19 protein-coding genes are annotated in these 22,440 nt (G+C 38.7%); 10 read left to right on the forward strand and 9 right to left on the reverse strand.

What is annotated here, in order from left to right; all coding sequences use genetic code 11:
* Positions 1 to 39: 39 nt before the first annotated feature.
* The 7 genes from RI845_RS03685 to RI845_RS03715 all read left to right on the forward strand — a co-directional run bounded on the left by RI845_RS03685 (position 40) and on the right by RI845_RS03715 (position 10,657).
* Positions 40 to 663, forward strand: a complete 624-nt coding sequence (locus tag RI845_RS03685; protein WP_348389491.1) for a flavin prenyltransferase UbiX — start codon at positions 40 to 42, stop codon at positions 661 to 663.
* A 108-nt stretch (positions 664 to 771) separates the two neighbouring features.
* Positions 772 to 3,036, forward strand: a complete 2,265-nt coding sequence (locus tag RI845_RS03690; RefSeq protein WP_348388406.1) for a hypothetical protein — start codon at positions 772 to 774, stop codon at positions 3,034 to 3,036.
* Between the two features lie 185 nt (positions 3,037 to 3,221).
* On the forward strand, positions 3,222 to 6,404 hold the full coding sequence (locus tag RI845_RS03695; protein WP_405054115.1) for an amidohydrolase family protein: 3,183 nt from the start codon (positions 3,222 to 3,224) through the stop codon (positions 6,402 to 6,404).
* A gap of 138 nt (positions 6,405 to 6,542) precedes the next feature.
* A complete protein-coding gene (locus RI845_RS03700) occupies positions 6,543 to 7,661 on the forward strand; it encodes a transporter (RefSeq protein ID WP_348388408.1) in 1,119 nt (372 codons plus the stop codon).
* A gap of 310 nt (positions 7,662 to 7,971) precedes the next feature.
* Positions 7,972 to 8,613: a single-stranded DNA-binding protein gene (gene ssb / locus RI845_RS03705; RefSeq protein ID WP_348388409.1), complete on the forward strand. Its 642-nt coding sequence runs from the start codon at positions 7,972 to 7,974 to the stop codon at positions 8,611 to 8,613.
* Between the two features lie 156 nt (positions 8,614 to 8,769).
* Positions 8,770 to 10,128, forward strand: coding sequence for a sodium-dependent transporter (locus RI845_RS03710; RefSeq protein WP_348388410.1), 1,359 nt, complete (start codon positions 8,770 to 8,772; stop codon positions 10,126 to 10,128).
* 34 nt (positions 10,129 to 10,162) lie between these two features.
* A complete protein-coding gene (locus RI845_RS03715; protein WP_348388411.1) occupies positions 10,163 to 10,657 on the forward strand; it encodes a GNAT family N-acetyltransferase in 495 nt (164 codons plus the stop codon).
* A 46-nt stretch (positions 10,658 to 10,703) separates the two neighbouring features.
* Here RI845_RS03715 and ggt read toward each other — a convergent pair whose 3' ends face one another.
* The 5 genes from ggt to RI845_RS03740 form a co-directional block, all read right to left on the reverse strand.
* Positions 10,704 to 12,395 (reverse strand): gamma-glutamyltransferase, encoded by a 1,692-nt coding sequence (ggt, locus tag RI845_RS03720; RefSeq protein ID WP_348389492.1) that lies wholly within the window; start codon positions 12,393 to 12,395, stop codon positions 10,704 to 10,706.
* A 147-nt stretch (positions 12,396 to 12,542) separates the two neighbouring features.
* Positions 12,543 to 14,336 (reverse strand): ABCB family ABC transporter ATP-binding protein/permease, encoded by a 1,794-nt coding sequence (locus RI845_RS03725; protein WP_348388412.1) that lies wholly within the window; start codon positions 14,334 to 14,336, stop codon positions 12,543 to 12,545.
* Positions 14,337 to 14,455: 119 nt separating this feature from the next.
* The gene (locus RI845_RS03730; protein WP_348388413.1) at positions 14,456 to 14,647 is read right to left on the reverse strand and encodes a hypothetical protein; all 192 of its coding nucleotides are present in this window, start codon (positions 14,645 to 14,647) and stop codon (positions 14,456 to 14,458) included.
* A 100-nt stretch (positions 14,648 to 14,747) separates the two neighbouring features.
* A complete protein-coding gene (locus tag RI845_RS03735) occupies positions 14,748 to 15,875 on the reverse strand; it encodes an anhydro-N-acetylmuramic acid kinase (protein ID WP_348388414.1) in 1,128 nt (375 codons plus the stop codon).
* Positions 15,868 to 17,199, reverse strand: a complete 1,332-nt coding sequence (locus tag RI845_RS03740; RefSeq protein WP_348388415.1) for a peptidoglycan DD-metalloendopeptidase family protein — start codon at positions 17,197 to 17,199, stop codon at positions 15,868 to 15,870. The genes RI845_RS03735 and RI845_RS03740 overlap by 8 nt, the downstream gene beginning before the upstream one ends.
* Before the next feature lie 190 nt (positions 17,200 to 17,389).
* Between RI845_RS03740 and tyrS the strand changes: the two genes are divergently transcribed.
* From tyrS to RI845_RS03755, 3 genes are all read left to right on the forward strand, one after another.
* Positions 17,390 to 18,589: a tyrosine--tRNA ligase gene (tyrS, locus tag RI845_RS03745; protein ID WP_348388416.1), complete on the forward strand. Its 1,200-nt coding sequence runs from the start codon at positions 17,390 to 17,392 to the stop codon at positions 18,587 to 18,589.
* A gap of 116 nt (positions 18,590 to 18,705) precedes the next feature.
* Complete coding sequence (locus RI845_RS03750) at positions 18,706 to 19,263, forward strand: DUF4136 domain-containing protein (RefSeq protein ID WP_348388417.1); 558 nt, start codon at positions 18,706 to 18,708, stop codon at positions 19,261 to 19,263.
* Between the two features lie 75 nt (positions 19,264 to 19,338).
* Positions 19,339 to 19,668, forward strand: coding sequence for a ribonuclease E inhibitor RraB (locus RI845_RS03755; protein ID WP_348388418.1), 330 nt, complete (start codon positions 19,339 to 19,341; stop codon positions 19,666 to 19,668).
* A gap of 23 nt (positions 19,669 to 19,691) precedes the next feature.
* On the opposite strand, the gene RI845_RS03760 is transcribed toward RI845_RS03755, so the two are convergent.
* From RI845_RS03760 to RI845_RS03775, 4 genes are all read right to left on the reverse strand, one after another.
* Positions 19,692 to 20,318 (reverse strand): trimeric intracellular cation channel family protein, encoded by a 627-nt coding sequence (locus tag RI845_RS03760; RefSeq protein WP_348389493.1) that lies wholly within the window; start codon positions 20,316 to 20,318, stop codon positions 19,692 to 19,694.
* Between the two features lie 24 nt (positions 20,319 to 20,342).
* On the reverse strand, positions 20,343 to 20,756 hold the full coding sequence (locus RI845_RS03765; RefSeq protein WP_348388419.1) for a rhodanese-like domain-containing protein: 414 nt from the start codon (positions 20,754 to 20,756) through the stop codon (positions 20,343 to 20,345).
* Between the two features lie 86 nt (positions 20,757 to 20,842).
* Positions 20,843 to 21,550, reverse strand: coding sequence for a 5'-methylthioadenosine/S-adenosylhomocysteine nucleosidase (gene mtnN / locus RI845_RS03770; RefSeq protein WP_348389494.1), 708 nt, complete (start codon positions 21,548 to 21,550; stop codon positions 20,843 to 20,845).
* Positions 21,551 to 21,756: 206 nt separating this feature from the next.
* Positions 21,757 to 22,386 carry a dUTP diphosphatase gene (locus RI845_RS03775; RefSeq protein ID WP_348388420.1) on the reverse strand — a complete coding sequence of 210 codons (630 nt, stop codon included), beginning with the start codon at positions 22,384 to 22,386 and terminating at the stop codon, positions 21,757 to 21,759.
* Positions 22,387 to 22,440: the final 54 nt, after the last annotated feature.

The following is a 22,440-nucleotide window of genomic DNA, read 5'->3' on the forward strand; positions in this document are numbered from 1 at the left end:
CCTCGCGACGTTGGGGAACCATCAATCAAAAAACGAGAAATAACATTGGCAGACTTTAACGGAAAAATAACCTTAGCAATTACTGGTGCATCTGGCTCTTTATATGCATTGCGTTTATTAGAATGCTTAGTTGCGGCTAATTACCAAGTGTATGTACTTATATCAAGCGCTGCGCGAGTAGTTCTTGATACAGAAGTAAACGTTAAATTACCTGCTAATCCAGAAGCAGCGACAAAATTTTTATCCGAAAAATACCAAGCCAAAGCGGAACAAATTACCGTATTTGGCAAAGAACAATGGTTCTCTCCTGTAGCTTCCGGCTCTGCTGCGCCAAAACAAATGATAGTGTGCCCGTGTTCAACAGGTACTCTGGCAGCAATAAGCCAAGGCATGAGTGATAATTTAATTGAACGTGCAGCCGATGTGGTTATAAAAGAGCGTGGTCAATTAATTATGGTGCCAAGAGAAACCCCGTTTTCAACCATTCATTTAGCAAACATGCATAGTCTGTCTCAAATGGGCGTAACGATTATGCCGGCAGCTCCTGGTTTTTATCACAACCCAGAATCAATTAACGATTTAATTGATTTTATGGTGGGCCGAATGCTTGATCATATTGGCATTGAGCAAACAATTATGCCGCGCTGGGGCTATTCGAATTAATTGACTTATACTTTTGTTAAATTAATTTTGTTGATTTTTTAACCAAACTTTGTTGTATTAGACTAAGCTTTATTTATTAAATAAAATCTAAAATAACAAAGGGATACCGTGACCGTTTTTAAGGAATTAAAACGACGTAACGTATTTAAAGTTGCTACAGCATATCTAATTACTGCCTGGTTAATTATCCAGATAGTGACTGTACTCGAACCACACCTAAAACTACCTGAATGGGTAACCCCGGTTATTATTGTTTTTCTCGTTGTTGGCTTCCCAATAGCCTGTTTATTTGCCTGGGCATTTGAGCTCACTCCAGAGGGTATAAAACGCAGTAAAGATGTAATCGTTGATGATTCAATTAGTACTATTACTGGCCGAAAGCTCGATTTTGGCATAATTGCTGCGATGGCCATCGCGGTTGTATTTTTAACCTATGAAGCTTATTTTTCTGAAGATATCCAGGCTGATAAAGTAGCAGAAAGCAGTTCTACCCAAACAAACCCGAATACACAACAATCAACAACCGCTCTTTCTGAGCAAGTAACCTCTATTGCTGTTCTCCCTTTTGTAAACATGAGCAATGACCCTGAGCAAGAATATTTCTCCGATGGCTTATCAGAAGAGTTACTCAATGTTTTAGCACGTATTAAACAATTAAAAGTGGCTGCTCGCACATCCTCATTTTTCTTTAAAAACAAAAATATGGATATTAAAGAAATTGCCAGCAAACTTGATGTTGAACACGTACTTGAAGGCAGCGTTAGAAAGTCAGGTACAAAACTAAGAGTAACAGCGCAACTTATTCAGGCTGACAGCGGTTATCACTTATGGTCAGAAACATACGACTATGAAATTGATGATGTGTTTAAAATTCAAGATGAGATCTCTGCTGAAGTGGTAAAACAGTTAAAAGTAACACTTCTTAATGAGCAGCTTACTGTGTTAACTGAGCATGGTACTAAGAATCCTGATGCTCAAGATGCATACCTTCTCGGACGTTATCACATGCAAGCCAGAACGCCAGAATCTCTTGAAAAAGCAGCCAATGCATTTAAAAAATCTCTTGCTATAGATTCGAATAATCAATTATCAATATCAGGTCTAGTAGATACCTATGCATTACAAGTATCTTATTCTGAGTTATCTCTTAAGGATTTTGAAAGTAAAGCTGAGCTATTATTAACCCCTTACTTTGATAACAAAAGTAACAGTGCTGAAATGCTCACCTCTATAGGAGAGTATTATTACAGGTTAAATAAAATTGACCAAGCCCAAGTTATGTATAAACAAGCTATAGTAAAAAATACAAATTATGCGCAAGCATATCATTGGCTAGGAGTTAGCCAAACTTGGGATTTTATTCAAGGTATTGAGGATAAAGATAACCTAGCTTTATCAAATTTCGAAAAAGCGCTTTCGTTAGATCCCTATTCTAGTGTAATACTTTCTAATTTATACAAATTTGAATTAATGAGTGGCAGAATTTTAGATGCCGAAAATTATTTAAATAGGATGCTGGAAGTTGCCCCCAATTCAGCAAGGAGTAATTCCATTGCGGTTTATCACTTTTGGAATACCGGTAGAAATTGGAAAAAGGCCTGGGAAATTGCAAATAGTGATAATGTGGAAAAAGCACCATTTTTTCTTAGAGAAAGTTTTTATTTCTTTCTAGCGTTAGATCAATATGAAGAAGCTCTCAATATATACCAAAATTTGAAGAATACTTCCTTTAATCCTAGTGAGTTAGCAAATATGTATTATTCTCTTGGCTGCTATCAAATAAACAGTGGCAAAATAACTAAACAAGGATTCATCGATCAATTAAAAGACTTTATGCAAGGTCAAGAAAAAGAAGAGGTCCAATGGCTTTTAGCTGAAGCCTATATGTTGGATAAAAAATATGAACATGCAGTTAATGTTATATTAGATGTTTACCCACAGTTACTAGACGAATCAACAAAGTTAGATTTTTATTTAATTGATGCGACCTATTTATTGTTGGCTTTAAGAAAGCTTGAAGATCCTAGGAGTGAAGGCCTTAAAGTTAAAATAGCTAAGATAATTAAAAATCTTGATAATAATAATTTAAACGATCTACAAGTTAACTTTATGGTATCTGCCTTAAAGTCAGCTTTTGGCGATAATGATGGTGCTGTTGATAGGTTAGAAAGTCTTTATATAGAGCATAATAGTTTTGCAAATATCGAAATATTAAGGCACTTTGCTATTTTCGAAGAGCTTCAACATACAGAAAAATTCAATAACATTACACTTATCGCAGAACAAAAACTTGCAAGAAAAGTAGCTGAATTTAAACAACAACTTCTGTTAGCTGACGCGGATGAAAATCAAGCCATTTACAATACTCAGTAACTCACCGCTGAAACCCTGTTACTCATCTTAAAAATGATCAGCGCTTTGTAACCTTTCTTTACACCTTGTCTTCAATGTGTTCTATTTTGTACAACTAAAAAAACGAGCCAATGTAGGCGAGTTAATTAAGCACGAAATAGGGCAGATACATGTCATTTTTGAAAATGAAAACAAAACCTTCAATTATTGCTGCAACACTAAGTGTATTGCTGGCATCTACATCGTCTTTTGCTGCAGAAAAAGCAGAAGCTAGTAACAAAGAAGATAAAAAAGCTGAGTGGAAAGTAGACGAACCACAAGGTGAGTTTATTACTGCAAAAGTAAACGTTGACCAAGGTACTTGGATGAACGTTGATATTAGCCCTGATGGCAAAAATATTGTCTTTGATTTACTTGGTGATATTTACATTATGCCGGTAAGCGGTGGTGAAGCTAAAGTGCTTACCTCTGATATCGCTTGGCAAATGCAGCCGACGTTCTCTCCTGACGGTAAGCATATTGCCTTTACGTCTGACCAAGGCGGTGGTGACAATATTTGGGTAATGGAAGTTGATGGTTCTAATCAAACTGCCGTTACTAATGAAACGTTTCGTTTAATAAACTCTCCGGCATGGTCCCCTGACGGTAACTACATTGTTGCTCGTAAACACTTTACCGGTAGCCGTTCGTTAGGTGCTGGTGAAGTGTGGATGTACCACAAAACCGGTGGTGACGGCATGATGCTAACCAAACGTCCAAACCAACAAAAAGATTTAGGTGAACCTGCATTTTCACCGGATGGTCGTTATGTTTACTTTTCACAAGATGCTACCCCGGGTAAAACCTTTCATTATTCAAAGGATAGTGAAAAAGGCATATATAAAATTAAACGACTTGATCGCGAAACTGGCGAAATTGAAGTAATTCTTTCTGGTCGCGGTGGCGCCATTCGTCCAACACCATCTCCGGATGGTACAAAAATCGCTTACATCTCGCGTGTAGACTTTCAAAGTACATTATTTATTTATGATCTAAAAACTGGTGAGAAAAAACCTGTTTACAACAAACTAGATCGTGACATGCAAGAAACTTGGGCAATTCATGGTGTTTACCCAACTATGGCTTGGACACCAGACAATGAAGAAATTATCTTTTGGGCCGGTGGTAAAATTAACAAGCTAAACCTTGAAGATAAAGAAACTGAAGTTATTGAATTTAACGTTACGGCAGAAAAGCAGATGCAAAAAGCATTGCGCTTTAGCCAAAACATTGATGTTGATAACTTTGATGTGAAAATGCTTCGTGATGTTGAAATATCTCCAAACGGTAAAAAAGTATTATTTGAAGCGTTAGGTCACATTTATACCCGTTCTTTGCCTGACGGTAAGCCGAAGCGTTTAACCAAACAAACGGATCATTTTGAACTTAACCCAAGCTTTTCTCGTGACGGCAAGAAAATTGTATTTTCAACTTGGGATGATAATAAACAAGGTAACATCCGCGTAGTATCGGCTAAATCAGGTAAAGGTAAAAACCTATTATCAGAGCCAGGTAAGTATGTAGAAGCTACATTTTCTCCTGACGGTAAAACCGTGGTTTATTCGAAAGTTAAAGGTGGCTATATTACCAGTCCTAAGTGGGGCTTAAACCCTGGTATTTACCAGGTACCTGCTAAAGGTGGTGAAGCTAAGCTAATTACTGAAAATGGTAGTGCGCCACAATTTGCTGATAGAAACGATCGTATTTATGTACAACGTTATGGTGAAATGCCTGAGTTAGCCCGTATCGATTTAGACGGTCAAAACGAGAAAACACTTTACACTGGCAAGTACGCAACTGAATTTAAAGTTGCTCCTAATGGTAAATACTTAGCCTTTGCAGAACGATTTAAAGTATTTGTTACACCGTTAACCGAACGCGGTGATGTTATTAATATTGGTCCAAAAGCAAAGAATGTTCCTGTTCGTAAACTGTCAGTTCGCGCAGGCGAAAGCATAAGTTTTAATTCTAACAGTGATGAAATTTATTGGAGTTTAGGACCTGATTTATATCAAGCAAGCTTAAACGGTATGTTTGATATTGGGTATGAAGCTGATGAAGAGTTAGAACCGAAAATTACTTCTTTAGGCTTTAGTAAAAAAGCCGATGCACCGAAAGGCCTAGTTGCCTTAGTGGGTGGCCAAGTTATTACTATGGAAGGTGAGCAAGTTATTACCGACGGTGTGGTACTTATTGAAGGCAAGCACATTAAAGCGGTTGGTAAAAAAGGTGAAGTAAACATACCATCTGATGCAGAGGTTATCGATGTTACTGGTAAGACGGTAATGCCAGGTTTGGTTGATGCTCACGCGCATGGTCCGCAAGGTTCTAGTGAAATCATTCCACAGCAAAACTGGAAAAACTACGCATCACTTTCATTAGGTGTAACAACCATTCATGATCCGTCTAATGACACGACTGAAATTTTTGCAGCAAGTGAATTGCAAAAAGCCGGTGATATAGTTGGTCCTCGTATTTTCTCTACTGGTAGTATTTTATACGGTGCATCAGCTGCGGGTTATACCTCACATGTTGATAGCCTAGACGATGCTAAGTTCCAATTAGAGCGTTTACAAAAGGTTGGTGCTTTCTCAGTAAAATCATACAACCAACCTCGTCGTAACCAACGTCAGCAAATTATTCAAGCTGGTCGTGAAATGGGCATGATGGTTGTACCTGAAGGTGGTTCATTACTACAACATAATTTATCTATGGTTGCAGATGGACACACGTCTTTAGAGCACTCTATATCTACCGCTAAAATCTATGACGATATTCGTCAGTTTTGGCAACAATCTGAAACAGCATATGTACCGACATTAGTTGTATCTTATGGTGGTATTTCAGGTGAGCATTACTGGTATGATAAAACAGAAGTGTGGAAACATCCTCGTTTAAGCAAGTATGTTCCGGCAGATGTTTTAGCACCGCGTTCAATGCGCAGAACTACCGCGCCTCATCATCACTATAATCATTTCAGCGTGGCAAGTATTGCCAAAGAAATGCAAGATATGGGTGTGTTAGTAGGTATTGGTGCACATGGACAACGAGAGGGCTTAGCTGCTCATTGGGAAATGTGGATGATGGCACAAGGTGGTATGACACCACTGCAAGCATTACGAACAGCAACCATTGACCCTGCGAAGCACTTAGGTTTAGATGCAAGCATTGGTTCATTAAAAGCAGGCAAGCTTGCCGATATCATAGTTGTAGATGGTGATGTGGCAAAAGACATTCGTGTTAGTGATAAAGTCAGCCATGTAATGATCAATGGTCGTATTTATGATGCCGACTCAATGAATGAAATTGGTAACTACGACAACAAACGTGAAGCTTTCTACTTTCAGTAAACGCTAACTTTTGACTTGTATCAACGCCGCCTAATTATTTTAGGCGGCGTTTTAATTTTTACTTTTCAAGTCTTTCTTAGCCTGTTAACTTATTTTTAACAAACCCTTACTGCTTTGTTTAACAATAAGAAAACAGCCATGAAATCATTTAAAATATCTCAATCTGCGCTATTCGTTTTATCCTTATTTGCTTCAACTAGTTTTTCCTCTCTGGCAAACCCTCACCAACACCATAATATGTCCGATGCAAGCGGTAGCATGACAATGCCTGTTTCAAAAACTCCGATTGCCATTATGGGAAACCATTTGCACCATAAAGGTGGCTGGATGGCAACTTATCGTTATATGACGATGGAAATGGAAGGCTTACAAACAGGAACATCCAGCACAAATTCGACTGATGCACTGCAAAATTATTCTATGGTGCCAGATGAAATGACGATGAATATGCATATGCTCGGTTTAATGTATGCACCGAGTGATGATGTTACCTTGATGCTTATGGCAAACTTTGTTGTTCAAGAAATGACCTCATTAATGCCATCAATGCCGGCTCCAATGGAAGGTGGAATGAATAGTATGGGAATGAATTCAGGCATGGAAGAAATGTCTATGATGACCCATTCAATGGAGATGGAAAGCGACGGTTTGGCAGATATTTCGGTTAGTGCACTAATTAATGGCTTTAATGGTGACAATTATCGTAGCCACTTTACTTTAGGGATACGTTTACCTACTGGAGATATTGATCAAACTCGCACCAATATGATGGGTGAACAAACTCTTATGGGTTACCCGATGCAAGTAGGCACTGACACTACAAATATCCTTGCGGGCTATACCTACGTTTATGATTTAGATAAATGGCAATTAGGCACACAAATAAATTATGAAACAGCTATCGAAGAAAATGATGCTGATTACAAACCTGGTGATAAAACTCAATGGCACAACTGGGTAGGTTATGGGGTAAATGAATCATTTAGTTTATCCATGCGTTTAAGTTATTTGGATAAGGGAAATTATTCAGGCCATGATCAACGCTTAAACCCTATGATGATGCCAACGGCTGATCCTAAACAACGCGGCGTAAGCCAAATTGATTGGGCAATAGTGACAGTTTATGGATTTACTGATGGTATGCTTAAAAATCAGCAAATTTCATTGGAATATTCGCAACCGATAGAGCAAGACTTTGAAGGTACACAACTAAAAACTGATTGGCAAGCAACGTTAGGTTGGCAGTTGAGCTTTTAATTTTTTATAAAATTTCTGTATATCGATAAGCCTTAATTGTTGATTATATTAAGGCTTTTTTTTACTTCAAAGATAAGGGAGCCTAAATCAGTAAGGATGGCATTAGGTTTGTACTCAAATACCTTTTCATAAATACAAATTAACTCTATTTTATAGCTTTTTTAAATCAAATTTCAGTGATACACTGATCGACTAATTCGGAACATATTTAATAAATATTCCGAATAATAAAAAACAAAACTGCGTAGCTCGTACACACTCCTTATCGGCGAGTTATTATTATAAATTAAAAAGTAAAACAGGATTTTTCATGGCCAGTCGTGGTGTAAATAAAGTAATTATTGTAGGTAACTTAGGACAAGATCCTGAAGTTAAATTTTTCCCTAGTGGTGGTTCAATTTGTAACATAACAGTTGCAACATCTGAAAGCTGGAAAGACAAGCAAACAGGTGAGCCAAAAGAAATCACAGAATGGCATCGAGTTGTATTTAACAACCGTTTAGCTGAAATTGCTGGTGAGTACCTGAAAAAAGGTTCAAAAGTATATGTTGAAGGTCGTTTACAAACTCGTAAATGGCAAAATGCTCAAGGTGTTGATCAATACACAACTGAAATTCGTGCTAACGAAATGCAAATGTTAGATTCACGTGGTGCAGGTCAAGGTGCTCAAGCTGGCGGTTTCCAACAACAAGCTCCTCAAGGTGGTTTTAATAAACCAGCGGCACAACAAAACAACTACAGCAAGCCGGCAGCACAACAAGCTTCAGGTATGCAACAAGGTGGTTATCAGCAACAAGCGCCTCAACAGGGCGGTGGTTTCCAACAGCAAGCTCCTCAACAGGGCGGTTATCAGCAACAAGGGCAACAACAAGGTGGCTTCCAAAAGCAACAAGCACCTAAAGTAAACCCACAAGAACCTGTAATGGATTTTGATGACGATATTCCGTTCTAAATAGAACTAATATTTAAAAATAAAGGCCTGATCTATCAGGCCTTTTTTGTATCTGCTACATTATTCCAATATAGACCGTTCAAACTATTGGCGCTTTCTAAATTGTATTTTTTGTGTACACTAACTTCAGGTTAATAAAAAAAACAGATGGTGTTTATGGCAAATGCAAGAGGTGAATTCAGTTCTCGTATTGGTTTTATTCTAGCTGCAGCAGGTTCTGCCGTTGGCTTAGGCAATATTTGGGGCTTTCCCACACAAACCGCGAGTAATGGTGGCGCAGCATTTGTCTTTGTTTATCTGATTTTAGCGTTTACTTTAGCATACCCCGCATTCATGGCTGAGTTATTAATTGGTCGCTACGGTCAGGCAAATGCCGTGACTTCTCTACAAAAAATGTCCAAAACATTATTGCAAAAACGCTTTGCATTCATCGTTGGTTTTGGCGGCATTATATTTGCGTCTTTAATTTTAAGCTTTTACGGTATTCTTGCTGGGCAAATGATGTCTTTTGCCGTTGAACCTGTTATTAGAACAATTGGCTTTGAAAGTATTGCTGATTGGGTTGTTGTCGGGTCACTATCTCGAAACCTGTTGTTTACTGCGTTCTTTATGTGTTTAACACTGTACATAATCAAAAAAGGGGTGCAAGAAGGTATAGAGAAATGGTCAAAACGGTTAATGCCGTTATTAATAATGCTGCTCATTTGTTTGATCATTTATGTGTTTACTTTAGATGGGGCAAGCTTAGGTCTGAAAGCTTATTTAAATCCGGATTTTAGTCGAGTTTTAGAGCCGAACTTGCTAATTAGCGCATTGGGTCAGGCTTTTTTCTCGTTATCTATTGGCACCAGTACTATGGTTATTTATGGTTCCTATATTTCAAAGAAAGAGAATTTAATTAGCTTGGGTGCACAAGTTACACTCATTGACGTTTCAATCGCATTTCTAGCAGGTTTATTAATTATACCGGCAATGTATGTCGCGCAGCATCAAGGGGTTGCTATTTTCGCCGCTGATGGCTCCTTAATTGCAGGACCAAGTATGGTGCTCACCGTTTTACCTGCACTTTTTGATGGTATGGGAGTTGTTGGCTCTGTAGTCGCATTTACATTTTTTGTATTGATGACCGTTGCCGCTTTAACATCTTCAATTTCAATGCTTGAAACTCCAGTTTCATACGCAGTTGAACGCCATAATTTCGAGCGTAAAAAAGCAAGTATGATTATTGGCGCAGTAATTTTTATGATAAGCGTGATTATTATCAGTAATATTGAAGAGTTACTTGGGCTGGCTATCGTTATTGCAACCGAATATGGACAACCGATTGTTGCCATGCTTGCCTGTATTTTTGTTGGTTGGATTTGGCATAGAAGTGAAATATTAAAAGAATTACAACAAGGCAATGCAGGTGTTGAACATAGCTTGTTTTGGAAAATTTGGCCTTGGTACGTGAAATTTGTTTGCCCTACGGCGATAGCAATTGTATTTATTCACTTTCTGAATAGATCTATTTAACCATCGATATTATGACTTTATAAAGGTAGGAAATATGTTCAAATTAGTTATCTCTACTAGTGACATAGATGAAGTTGTTACTGTAGCTCGAAAAATTTGGACAGAACATTACACGCGAATTATAGGTATTGAGCAAGTAGAGTACATGCTTGAAAAGTTTAATTCGAAACAGGTTATAACCGCGCAAATTGCTAATGATAATTATCAATATTATTTGATTACAAATGACAGTGTTACCGTAGGCTATATAGGTTTTCAGTTACAGGCTAACGAATTGTTTTTAAGTAAAATTTACCTTCTTTCAACAGAGCGAGGTCTTGGGCTTGGTAAGCGTTCTATGGCATTTATTAAAAGAGTGGCAGCAGAAAACAACCTTAGCAAAATTACCTTAACGGTGAATAAAAATAACCTAGATACCATTACCGCATATTATAAATTGGGCTTTGTTAAAACGGGGGAGGTTTGTGCTGATATAGGGGAAGGGTTTGTTATGGACGACTTACTCATGGAGCTGCAATTGTCAGAATAAAAAATAACAGTTGTGCCCACTTAATAGGGCACAACCTAATGGTAATTTAATAGCCTATCGCCATACCATCTTTACGCATTTCACTCGCACCGTGATAAACACCGGTTTTTGGGTCTAACCATATTGCTTGATAGCCACCAAAAGGACCACTGGTAATGTTCACTTTATGGCCTCGCTTTTGCAACTCTCGTACTACATCAGCTTTAATACCACTTTCTAATTCTAGCACGCCACCATCTTTCATTCGCTCTTGCCAAGTAGGCTCTGTAGAGCCGTTATGGTGATAACGTGCCGCGTCACCTGCTTGTTGAACGCCCATACCAAAGTCGATGATATTCGCCACCATTTGTACATGACCTTGCGGCTGCATAGCGCCACCCATTAAGCCAAAGCTCATTAATGGTTTACCATCTTTGGTCATAAACGCTGGAATAATGGTATGAAATGGACGCTTGTTTGGTGCATAAACATTTGGATGATCTTCAGATAAAGAATATTGAGCACCGCGGTTTTGAAAAATAAACCCAAGACCATCGGCAACAAGACCTGTGCCCATGCCTCGATAGTTACTTTGGATAAGTGACACCATCATCCCGTCTTTATCGGCAACTGTCATGTATATGGTATCGCCTTTAAGGAGTTTAGGATCGCCATGATCAACTTCTTGAGCGGCTTTATCCATGTTTATTAATGCACGTCGGCTTTTACCATATTCTTTTGATAACAAGCCATCTAAGGGCACATTGTAATAATCAGGGTCGGCATAAAATCGAGCTCTATCTTCAAACGCCAGCTTTTTCGCTTCAGTCATAACGTGCAAGTAATCAGCACTGTTATGGCCCATCGCTTTTAAATCATAGCCTTCAAGAATATTTAACATTTGCAATGCTGCTATGCCTTGCCCATTCGGTGGCAATTCCCAAACATCAACACCACGATAATTTACCGATACCGGCTCAATCCAAGTACTTGTGTGTGAGGCAAAGTCTTCTTTACGAAGTGGGCCATCAATGCGTTTAAAGTACGCATCGATAGTATCGGCGATTTTGCCTTCATAGAATGCATCACGGCCGCCTTTGGCGATCATCGATAACGTATTGGCTAAGTCAGGGTTTTTAAATATTTGCCCTTCTTTAATGTATTCGCCATCGATAAGGTAAGTTGCTTGATAATTAGCGATTTCTTCTATTTCACCAGCTTCGAATAACTTCTCATAGCGCTCTTGATAGATGCCCATATAATAAGAAACCACTTCAGTAACTGGAAAACCGTCGTTTGCGTATTTTATTGCTGGCGCGAGGTTATCGGTCATTGAAATTGTGCCAAATTTGTCGTGTAGCTCATACCACGCATCAACCGTACCTGGAACAGTTACAGGTGCAGTACCCCAGTTAGGGATTTCAGTGACATCACCAATTTTAGCTTTTAAATCCGCCAGAGTTTGTCCCTTAGCCGATCGTCCAGAACCATTTAAACCATACAGCTTTTCAGTTTTAGGATCCCAAACAATGGCAAACAGATCGCCACCAATGCCATTACCTGTTGGCTCCATTAGACCTATTGCGGCATTGGCTGCAATGGCAGCATCTACAGCACTACCGCCTTTTTTAAGAATATCAATGGCGATTTGACTCGCTAAAGGGTGAGATGTTGCTGCCATGCCATTTGTCGCCAGTACGGCCGAACGAGTGGCCCAAGGTGCACTAACAACTCTGTCGCCTCTACCATCTTCTCTCATGGATACTGCTTCATTGTCTGTGCCAACATAAACAACTCTACTGTCAGTTAATTGATCTGTTGATTTGATATCATCGGCGTCATTACATGCCGTTAAGAAAAAAACTGTACATGCAGTTATCATCTGTACTTTAAATTTAATCATTAGTTATTCATCTTCATTTTGCTGTTGAATTGTCCATAGCTTAGCGTAAGCGCCGTTTTGTGCAAGCAGTTGATTATGATCGCCATATTCCACTACTTCGCCTTGCTCAATCACTATTATTTTATCGGCGTCACTAATTGTCGATAAACGATGGGCGATTACCATACTGGTAACACCTTCGGATAGTTCTTTAAGGGCGCTCATAATTGCTTGTTCGGATTTACTGTCCAGTGATGATGTTGCTTCATCAAATACTAAAATTGGTGGTTTTTTGAGGATCGTTCGGGCAATAGCCACCCGTTGTTTTTCTCCGCCAGATAGTTTTAAGCCGCGTTCACCTACCATAGTGTTAACACCATCAGGTAGCGATTTAATAAAACCATCTAAGTGAGCGAGTTTAATCGCATTAAGTACTTCGTCATCACTGGCGCCTTGCTTACCGTAACGTACATTTTCGATAATGTTATCGTTAAACAATACCGTATCTTGCGGCACTATGCCTATAGCGCTGCGCAGTGATTTAAATGTAAGGGAGCTAATATCTTGGCCATCGATTTGTATTGAGCCGCTTGATAAGTCATAAAAACGAAACAACAATTTCACCAATGTTGACTTACCGCCGCCACTGGCACCAACTATGGCAACTTTTTCACCAGGGTTTATGGTGAAGTTTACATCTTTTAGAATTGGTCTATTACTATGATAGTTAAACGATACCGAATTAAAATCAACACGGCCCTGGGTAATTTTTAGTTCTGTGGCGTTATTTTTTTCAACTACTTTCGGTTTAATGGCAAGTAGGTTAAACATTAGTTCGATATTGGCAAGCGAACCTTTCATTTCACGATACACAAAACCTAGAAAATTGAGCGGTAGAAATATTTGCATCATAAAGGCGTTTATTAGAACAAAGTCACCTAATGTCATTTCTCCGTTAGCAACTTGAGTTGCCGCTAATGCCATCATAGCCGTCATTGAGGCAGCAATAACAAATGCTTGGCCACCGTTTAATACAAAAAGCGAAAGACGATTTTTACGCTTGGCAATTTCCCAATCAGCAAGTTCGTCGTCATAGCGTTTTGCTTCATAGTCTTCACTGGTGAAATATTTCGTTGTTTCGTAATTAATTAAACTGTCTATGGCCTGAGAATTACTGGCAGAATCTGCTTTGTTTGCCTGACGGACAAAGCCGGTACGCCATTCGGTTGTTTTTATCGAATAACCAACATAAATAATGATTGAAGCTAGTGTAATTGCTGCAAAGTTGATCCCGTAATTGAAAAATAAAATGAAAACGACCAGGCCAATTTCTAATAAGGTAGGAATAATATTAAATACCATGAACCGCATCAAAAAGTTGATACCAGTGGTACCACGTTCTATGTCACGGGATAAACCGCCGGTGCGACGATTTAAATGGAACTCTAAATCTAAACTGTGCAGATGCTGAAAAACCTTTAAGCCTATGCGGCGAATAGCACGCTCGGTAACACGGCCAAATAGCGTATCTCTTATCTCTCCAAATAGCACATTTGAAAAGCGGACGACTCCATAGGCGATCACGAGTGCAATAGGCGCAATAACCAAGGCGCTGGCTTCACTTGTCGATGCATCTAGATCATCAACAATGTATTTTAAAATAAAGGGCAGGCCAACACTGGCAAGTTTGGCGAAAATCATAAACATCAATGCACTAAAGATTCGCCTTTTATATTCAAATAAATAGGGTATAACGTGTTGGATTATTTTCCAGTTGAAGCTGTCCGCTTCAGTCGATGCATGATGGCCGTGGCGCATAGTTACGATCACTAATAAGTTTTTGTATTGTAATCATAACTAAACAATTCTGAATGAGATATAAGAAATTGACCCCGGCTAAGGTTTTAGCCGGAGAGTAAACTTAATTTTTGGCAGGTTTAGTAATAAAAGTCATCATGATTATGAATTTGTGGGTCGTCAATTATTTCTTCAATACCAACTTCAATGTTGTGGTTATCGACTAAGTCAGTTAAATAAACCGTCTGTGTGGCTCCATCAACCCAAGTAACTGTGCCACTGCCCTTATGTGTGCCGCATACCATGCCAATGCGTACTTTATCTAAATCCATAAATCCCCCGTTTAAGCGAATGAACAAGGTTTAGACGGTAACTGAAAGGTTTAGTTCAAAAAATGTACAATTTTGTTGAGGTTTCACATCGCCTGGATTTTTAAGGCAAGTACTCACAACCTAATGTTGTTGCACGCGAAGCGCCGGTTACTTCAGGTAAGTTACCCGGAAGTTTATTGTCAAAGGCGAAAGCAAGCCAAGCGAAAACGAGTGCTTCTAAGCTATCGTTTTCAACGCCTTTATGTTCAGCTGTAGTGATATTATGCTGAGGGAGTAATTGCTTTAATTGCTTAACTAACGCTGGATTGTTAGCCCCACCTCCACATAATACTACCTCTGAGTTCAAACATAGCTTATCTAAATCATTAGCTATGGTTTCACACGTAAGAGCGAGCAATGTTGCCTGAATGTCTTCAGGGCTAACATCATCAAGATGGTTGATGGTTTTCAGCCAATCTAAATGAAAGTATTCTCTACCAGTACTTTTTGGTGTAGGCATGGCAAAGTAAGGGTCATCTAACATATTCGTTAATAACTGCGTGTTTACCTTGCCAGTTAAACCCCATTTACCATTCATATCAATGCCATGTGGGCAATCTTGATGATGCTTACGATACCAATCGTCAAGTAGCGCATTTCCCGGGCCAGTATCAAAACCACAAATGTTTTGTTTGTTATCTTTTGGTAAGAAAGTAATGTTACTGATACCACCAATGTTTACCGCGCAAACATTATGTTTATCAGTTGAAAAGATAGCTTTATGAAAAGCAGGAACCAATGGCGCGCCTTGACCGCCAAGTGCAATATCTTTATCTCTAAATTTACCAATAACTCTAATGCCGGTTAAACAGGCTAACGTTTGATTACAACCTATTTGTAGAGTGAATGGTGAGGTTGAAGTTGGTCGGTGCCGAATAGTTTGGCCATGGTTACCAATAGCTATAATGCTTTCGCGGGATAAGTTTTCTTCAATCAAAAACGCACTGATTGCTGAGGCAAATTCATGGGCTAAGAGTTTATCCAGTTCGCCCATGCGATCAATCTCATTGTCACTAGGCGTGTACAAAGAGGTGATTAAATTTTGTGTGGATTTGTTATACGCTTGAAAATGTGATGCGACTAAGTGATGACTATTTTCTTTAAATTGTACCAGTGCCAAATCAATTCCATCGGCACTGGTTCCTGACATAATGCCAATGTAATATTGGCCATTATCAGCGTTATTCACTAACACCTTGCTGCGCGTTATCAGTGGCTGCAATTAATGTTTGTTTAGAGTTTTCTAAATCTAGGAGCGCTTGTTTCGCTATAGAAGCAAACTCAGCTTTATACTTTTTATTAATCGGCTCGGCATCAGGTAACTTAACTGTACGAGGGTTACGATGAACACCGTTCAATAAAAATTCATAGTGTAAATGAGGCGCTTGCGATAAGCCGGTAGAACCTACATAGCCAATTACTTGCCCTTGTTTTACTCTCGCGCCTTTTTTAACTGCACGTTTTGAAAAGTGTAGGTATTTAGTAACAATATTATTGGCGTGTTGAATAAATACGTAATTACCATTGTATTTATTATATGTAGCGGCGATAACTCGACCATTACCCGCAGCTTTAACTGGTGTGCCTGTTGGAGCGCGATAATCAACCCCGTTATGAGCCTTTACGCGTTTAAGGATTGGATGATAGCGCTTAGGTTTAAAGCTTGAACTGATGTATTGAAAGCTTACTGGTGCACGCAAAAACGATTTACGCATACTGTCACCATTTTCAGCGTAATATTCACCATCTTTAAAACGCACCGCTTTAAACGATTCATCTTGGTTGATAAACTCAGCAGCTAAGATATTGCCATGACCAACAAAATCACCATCAATATATTGATCTTCATACATCACACTAAAGCTATCGCCTTCGCGAATGTCTAAAGCAAAATCGACATCCCAACCAAAGATATTTGCCAGATTCATTATTTGATTGTTACTCATGCCAGCGTTCAATGCTGAATTCCAAAAGTTACTGGTTATGGTTGCCTGTGCATAGCCTATACGAGTTTCAATTTGCTTTTCATCAACACTGCTTTCAAAACCGTTATCAGTTCGAGTCACTAATAAGGTTTCAGTAATCGACATTTTGTATTTAACTTTTAGCAATTCGCCATCGTCATTGCTGGCGATTTGTATTTTATCCCCAACTTTAAGTTTGCGTAATGACTTACCACCTTCAGTCTTATCTACCGCGTGAGTTGTTGCTGCACTAAAGCCAAAGCGTTTAAAAATTTTACCTAAAGAGTCACCACTTTTTACCGTAGCCGTTTGCCAAGAAATAGGGGCAGGTTTATTTTGCTCCGCTTTTTCAAGAGCAACCTGGGTTTCTTCTGGAATTTCTAACGAATATGTTTTACCAACTTTTATTGCTGGATTTTCACTGTTTCGGCTAGCCGAGGCTTTTTCTGAAGGAAAAACCAATAAAACTAATAAAAATAAGCTACAACAACTGATCAACAGTTGATGTTTTTTTGGTAGTTCTAAGAATATATTTTTTAATTTAATCAATGCTTTACTGCTATATAAGGTGATTATTCATAACTTTGCTAACAATACTATACCAAATAAATGAAAAAACTCGCAACCCTAGGGTTCCCACAAGCCGTATATTTGCAGTAGAATCCGAACATTAAGATTAAAAAAACACCTCGTTCTTGAACTAAACGATGAGTGTATGAATTACTAAAAGGCGAAATAAATGACCGATATTCAGCAAGCGTTTGCCGAAATCAAACGTGGCGCAGAAGAAATCTTACTTGAAGATGAATTGCTGGCAAAATTAAAAACAGGCAAGCCGTTAAAAATTAAAGCGGGTTTTGATCCTACAGCACCTGACTTACATTTAGGTCATACGGTGTTGATTAATAAAATGCGCCAATTCCAACAATTAGGTCATGAAGTTATTTTCCTTATCGGTGACTTTACTGGCATGATTGGTGATCCTACTGGTAAAAACGTAACCAGAAAGCCATTAACTGAAGCTGATGTTCTAGCAAATGCTGAAACATACAAAGAGCAAGTATTTAAAATTCTTGATCCTGCAAAAACCCGTGTAGAGTTTAATTCTACTTGGATGGAAAAGCTGGGTTCAGCGGGTATGCTAAAACTTGCTTCTCGCCAAACTGTTGCTCGAATGATGGAGCGCGATGATTTTAAAAAGCGTTTTAAAGAAGGTCAATCAATTGCTATTCATGAATTTATGTACCCGCTTGTTCAAGGCTGGGATTCCGTTGCCCTTGAATCTGACGTAGAGCTTGGCGGAACCGATCAGAAGTTTAACTTACTGATGGGGCGTGAATTGCAAAAAGGTGAAAATCAACGTCCACAAACCGTATTAATGATGCCGTTACTTGAAGGCTTGGATGGCGTTCAAAAAATGTCAAAATCATTAGGCAATTACATTGGTATTACTGATTCACCAACAGAAATGTTTGGTAAAATCATGTCAATTTCAGATGTGTTGATGTGGCGTTATTATGATTTACTCAGCTTTAAGCCACTCAGTGAAATTGAAGGCTATAAAGACAGCATCGCACAAGGTTCAAATCCGCGTGATGTAAAAATAGAATTAGCGAAAGAGCTTATCGCTCGTTTCCATGATGACGATGCTGCACAAGCTGCCCATCAAGAGTTTATCAATCGTTTTCAAAAAGGTGCCATGCCGGATGAAATTGATGAGAAGACCCTTGCAACGACCGACGGTGTAATTGGTATTGCTAATTTGCTTAAAGATGCAGGCTTAGCCGCCAGTACATCTGAAGCTATGCGTATGATCAAGCAAGGTGCTGTTAAAATTGATGGTGACAAAATCTCTGATAACAAATTGCAATGCCTAGCCGGAACAACGGCTGTTTATCAAATTGGTAAACGCAAATTTGCTAAAGTAACACTTAGCTAAGTCAGGAAAATTATAAAAATCTTCAGCCAGTGCTCATTTCGTTAATAGCACTGGCTTGTTTTTATTTGCTATTCACGTAAAGTAAACTTATTACCTACCTTTTAATGACTTGATTAATGCCAATAATAAAAAAAATCATCTTCATAATTGCTTTGTTTATCCCTGCGCTATTTATTACTGGCTGTTCGACGAGTCCCGACACCAGTTTTAATAATGAGTTTAATTTTGCCAATGTGAAAACCTATAGTTTGTTTCCCCGTGAATCCAAATTTACTGAACTGCAAGAGATGAGTGATTTTCAACGCAACCGCATTGAACTTGCTGTTGAACAACAGATGGAGCTTCAGCAGTTTAGTTATACTCACTTTGAACAGGCTGACGTAATCATTAGTTATTTTTTGGTTGGTAACAGTTTAAGAGAATTACAAAAGTACAATAAGGGTGTAAAAGCATGCCTAGGTTGTAGTCAAAATGAACAGGCTGCATTGAATAAAGACATACGTACATCAATGTTGGTATTAGATGTGCTTGATAGCGAGAAAAAACGATCGATATTTAGAGGCTATACAAAAGTAGACTTGGATCCTAAAAACACCAGTGAAGAGAATCAGCAAGAGACTATAGAAGCTGTTCAGTTAATTTTATCTCAATTTCCACCATCACCGAAAAAGTAATACAAACTTTTAATTTTTAATAAATAATATTGAGCGCTATAATAGCGCTAATATATCAGTTTAATGAGCAACTTAATGACATTTCCAAATGATGAAAACGGTTCGGTATTAGCCGAAATGCAAGAAGCAGGTATCGACCTGAGTAAATCTCTTACCGTTGAATTTTTCCAACTATTTGAGCAAGAAAAAGACGCACGAGCGTTGGCTGAATTTGTGCAAAATAGTGATATGAATGCAGTTGTTAACGTTCACCCTGACCAAACACCAAATGTTTGGGATGTCGATTGTCAAATTGAAATGGTTCCAAGTTACGAAAACATAGTCGCCATGGAAGAAAAGTTTGAAAAGTTAGCAAACAAATTTAACGGCTTTAATGATGGTTGGGGCGTGCAACAAGACGATTGATAGCCAGGTGTAATTGAAGGGGCTTAATCCTTCAACTCATCATCAAAATGAAACGCAGGAAGAGATACCTTCCAATAAATTCCCGCTAAACGTAATATTAATGCCCCTGCCATAGCCAATGAACCCGCTATTGGCTCCGATAGACCTATGTAAGTTAATCCTACGAATAAAAAGCTGCCTAGCATGGCAGCTAAAGCATAAATCTCTTGTCGTAAAATGAGTGGTATTCGGTTACAAATAATGTCACGGATCATACCGCCGGCAACGCCAGTAATAGTCCCCATAATCACTGAAGTCAGAATTGTTTGCTCGTAGCTTAATGCCTTATGGGTGCCAAGCACGGCAAACAATGCTAAACCGAAGGCATCGGCAACATGCATAAACCGTTTGGGTACCAATTTTGGTTGCCTAATCAGTAAAATTGTTAATAAGGCAGTCACAAAAATGACGGCAACATATTCATTTTGCACAGTCCAAAATACTGGCGCGCCCAAGATAATATCGCGAATTGTGCCGCCACCAACAGCAGTAACCGCTGCTAGTACCATAACCCCAAACGGATCAAGACGATATCTACCCGCCATAAGCGCGCCTGATAATGCAAACACAATGACGCCAAATATGTCAGCAAAATAGATAAAAGTACTGATTGGATTATCACCAGTAACCATAAGTTATTTACCCACGTTTTTTGTTATTTCTAAATTAGACTTTTTCCAACCTTGCATGTCACCAACTAAATGACTGGTATGCTGAAAGTTGTTTTCTTTTAAAATGTCTATTGCTATACCGGCGCGACGACCTGAGCGACAATACACAACAATGTTTTTATCTTTAAACTGAGAGACTTGGTCGAGTTTATCTGCTAATTCTTGATGCGAAATATTCACTGAACCAGGTATATGGCCTTCATCAAATTCCTCGCGACTTCGTACATCTAGAAGTAAAAAGTCTTCATTTGCAGTTTGCATTTTTAACAACTGCTGTTGATCAATTTCACTACTAATCTGTATAGGCTGCTCAGTATTCGTAACGGAAGAACAAGCGGTAATTAAAGTAGCTAAGATAATGGCAATGAATTTGTGCATGAAATGCTCTGATTTTGTTTATATAAAACAAATACTAGCAGAAATATCAGGGTAACTGATAATTCTGCATTGTTTAGCTTGGATGGTTAAAGCGTTTTACCTTTTAGCTCATTGAGCATATTAATCACTAATTCAGAAGAATTAACTGATGCGGTCTCTAAGTACTCTTCAAATGATGTTGGTGATTCTTTACCGGCAATATCACTCATTGAACGTATCACCACAAATGGTACGTTAAATTGGTGACATGTTTGTGCGATAGCAGCGCCTTCCATTTCAACTGCCGCCATCGTAGGAAAGTTAGCACGGGCTTTGGCAATATCATCATCTTTGGTCATGAAAGTATCACCAGTGGTAATAAGCCCGGTCAGAGTTTTAATGCCAACGAGTTTATCTATGCCTGCTTGGGCTGCGGTTACTAGAGTAGGGTGTGGAACAAACGCTGCCGGCATACCTGGTAGTTGACCTATTTCATAACCAAATGCTGTTACATCGGCATCGTGGTGTCTCACTTCAGAGCTGATCACAATGTCGCCAACTTTTAGTGTTTGTTCAAACCCACCTGCAGAGCCGGTATTTACAATGTAATCTGGTGAAAATTTTTCTATCATCAAAACAGTTGCTAACGCGGATGCAACTTTACCAATGCCAGATTGCACCAGTACCACTTCAGTACCGTCGATATCGCCGGTAAAAAAGTTATAGCCGGCGTGTTGATACTCGGCAAAGTTTTCTAATTTGGCTTTTAAAATTGCAACTTCTGGCTCCATTGCGCCAATAATGCCTGCTTTCATCATTATACTCTTTGTGTGGGAATGTTTATGGCGCAATTATAGTGCTAAGTCACCCTTTTAGTCATTAAATAATACGATAATCATCGATATTCATTTTATTAATGTACTACTCATTACTGTACTTATTATTGAAACTGGTACGGGACGAGATATAAAAAAACGGAGTCAAATTGACTCCGTTATATTACTAAAGAATGAACTCTGATTTATGCCGGGTAGGCAGCTTTTAGGCCATTGTATACGTTGCTTTGAAAATCATCTGACGATGTATCAAGTGCAGTAACTAAATCGGCTAATACTTCGTTATCTTCTTTGCCATTCCAGATCTTAATGTATGTACCATCTTTATAGCCATAATCTTGGCGGAAGAAATTAAGTGTATTCTTTCCAACGTACTGGCGGAATAATTCATTTAAGTCCATGTTCATCAGCGCCATGCAGGCTGTAAAACTTTTACCATCAAAATCTTTGTTGGCAACGGCGGCAGCAGCCAAATCTTCCAACGCCAGTTTAAAATCAGTGTGTTCAACAGATTGTTGTAATTCTGTTGCTAATTGCTCTGCGATTAGGTCGACATTGCTTTCTTTCATTAATCGTAAAGATAAGCCAAAGTGAAAAATATCAACAAGCTCTAACTGTACTTGTGGTACATCACACTCTTGATGTTTCCACCATTTCCAACCGTGATGATCAAGCATTTCTGCACATTCAACCCAAATGGCACGGTACCATTCAAAGTTATCAGCTCGCCATGTATCACTCACTCGAGTATTCATTGCATTTTGCATGGTTAGCATTTGTTTAATTTGCTTAATAGAAGTAGATAAATCAGACATCGTAGGTCCTAAAGTTGGATAAATTATAATTAATTTTAAGGTTAATATTTTGCC

Origin of the sequence: Thalassotalea nanhaiensis, assembly GCF_031583575.1 — a bacterium.
In the GTDB taxonomy this organism is placed as follows: domain Bacteria; phylum Pseudomonadota; class Gammaproteobacteria; order Enterobacterales; family Alteromonadaceae; genus Thalassotalea_A; species Thalassotalea_A nanhaiensis.

Excerpts from the sequence above, each read along its gene's own strand:
- RI845_RS03700 (WP_348388408.1), top strand. The coding sequence starts at position 6,543 with ATGAAATCATTTAAAATATCTCAATCTGCGCTATTCGTTTTATCCTTA.
- ssb (WP_348388409.1), top strand. The coding sequence starts at position 7,972 with ATGGCCAGTCGTGGTGTAAATAAAGTAATTATTGTAGGTAACTTAGGA.
- RI845_RS03710 (WP_348388410.1), top strand. The coding sequence starts at position 8,770 with ATGGCAAATGCAAGAGGTGAATTCAGTTCTCGTATTGGTTTTATTCTA.
- RI845_RS03715 (WP_348388411.1), top strand. The coding sequence starts at position 10,163 with ATGTTCAAATTAGTTATCTCTACTAGTGACATAGATGAAGTTGTTACT.
- ggt (WP_348389492.1), bottom strand. The coding sequence starts at position 12,395 with ATGAGAGAAGATGGTAGAGGCGACAGAGTTGTTAGTGCACCTTGGGCC.
- RI845_RS03725 (WP_348388412.1), bottom strand. The coding sequence starts at position 14,336 with ATGCGCCACGGCCATCATGCATCGACTGAAGCGGACAGCTTCAACTGG.
- RI845_RS03730 (WP_348388413.1), bottom strand. The coding sequence starts at position 14,647 with ATGGATTTAGATAAAGTACGCATTGGCATGGTATGCGGCACACATAAG.
- tyrS (WP_348388416.1), top strand. The coding sequence starts at position 17,390 with ATGACCGATATTCAGCAAGCGTTTGCCGAAATCAAACGTGGCGCAGAA.
- RI845_RS03750 (WP_348388417.1), top strand. The coding sequence starts at position 18,706 with ATGCCAATAATAAAAAAAATCATCTTCATAATTGCTTTGTTTATCCCT.
- RI845_RS03755 (WP_348388418.1), top strand. The coding sequence starts at position 19,339 with ATGACATTTCCAAATGATGAAAACGGTTCGGTATTAGCCGAAATGCAA.
- RI845_RS03765 (WP_348388419.1), bottom strand. The coding sequence starts at position 20,756 with ATGCACAAATTCATTGCCATTATCTTAGCTACTTTAATTACCGCTTGT.
- mtnN (WP_348389494.1), bottom strand. The coding sequence starts at position 21,550 with ATGAAAGCAGGCATTATTGGCGCAATGGAGCCAGAAGTTGCAATTTTA.
- RI845_RS03775 (WP_348388420.1), bottom strand. The coding sequence starts at position 22,386 with ATGTCTGATTTATCTACTTCTATTAAGCAAATTAAACAAATGCTAACC.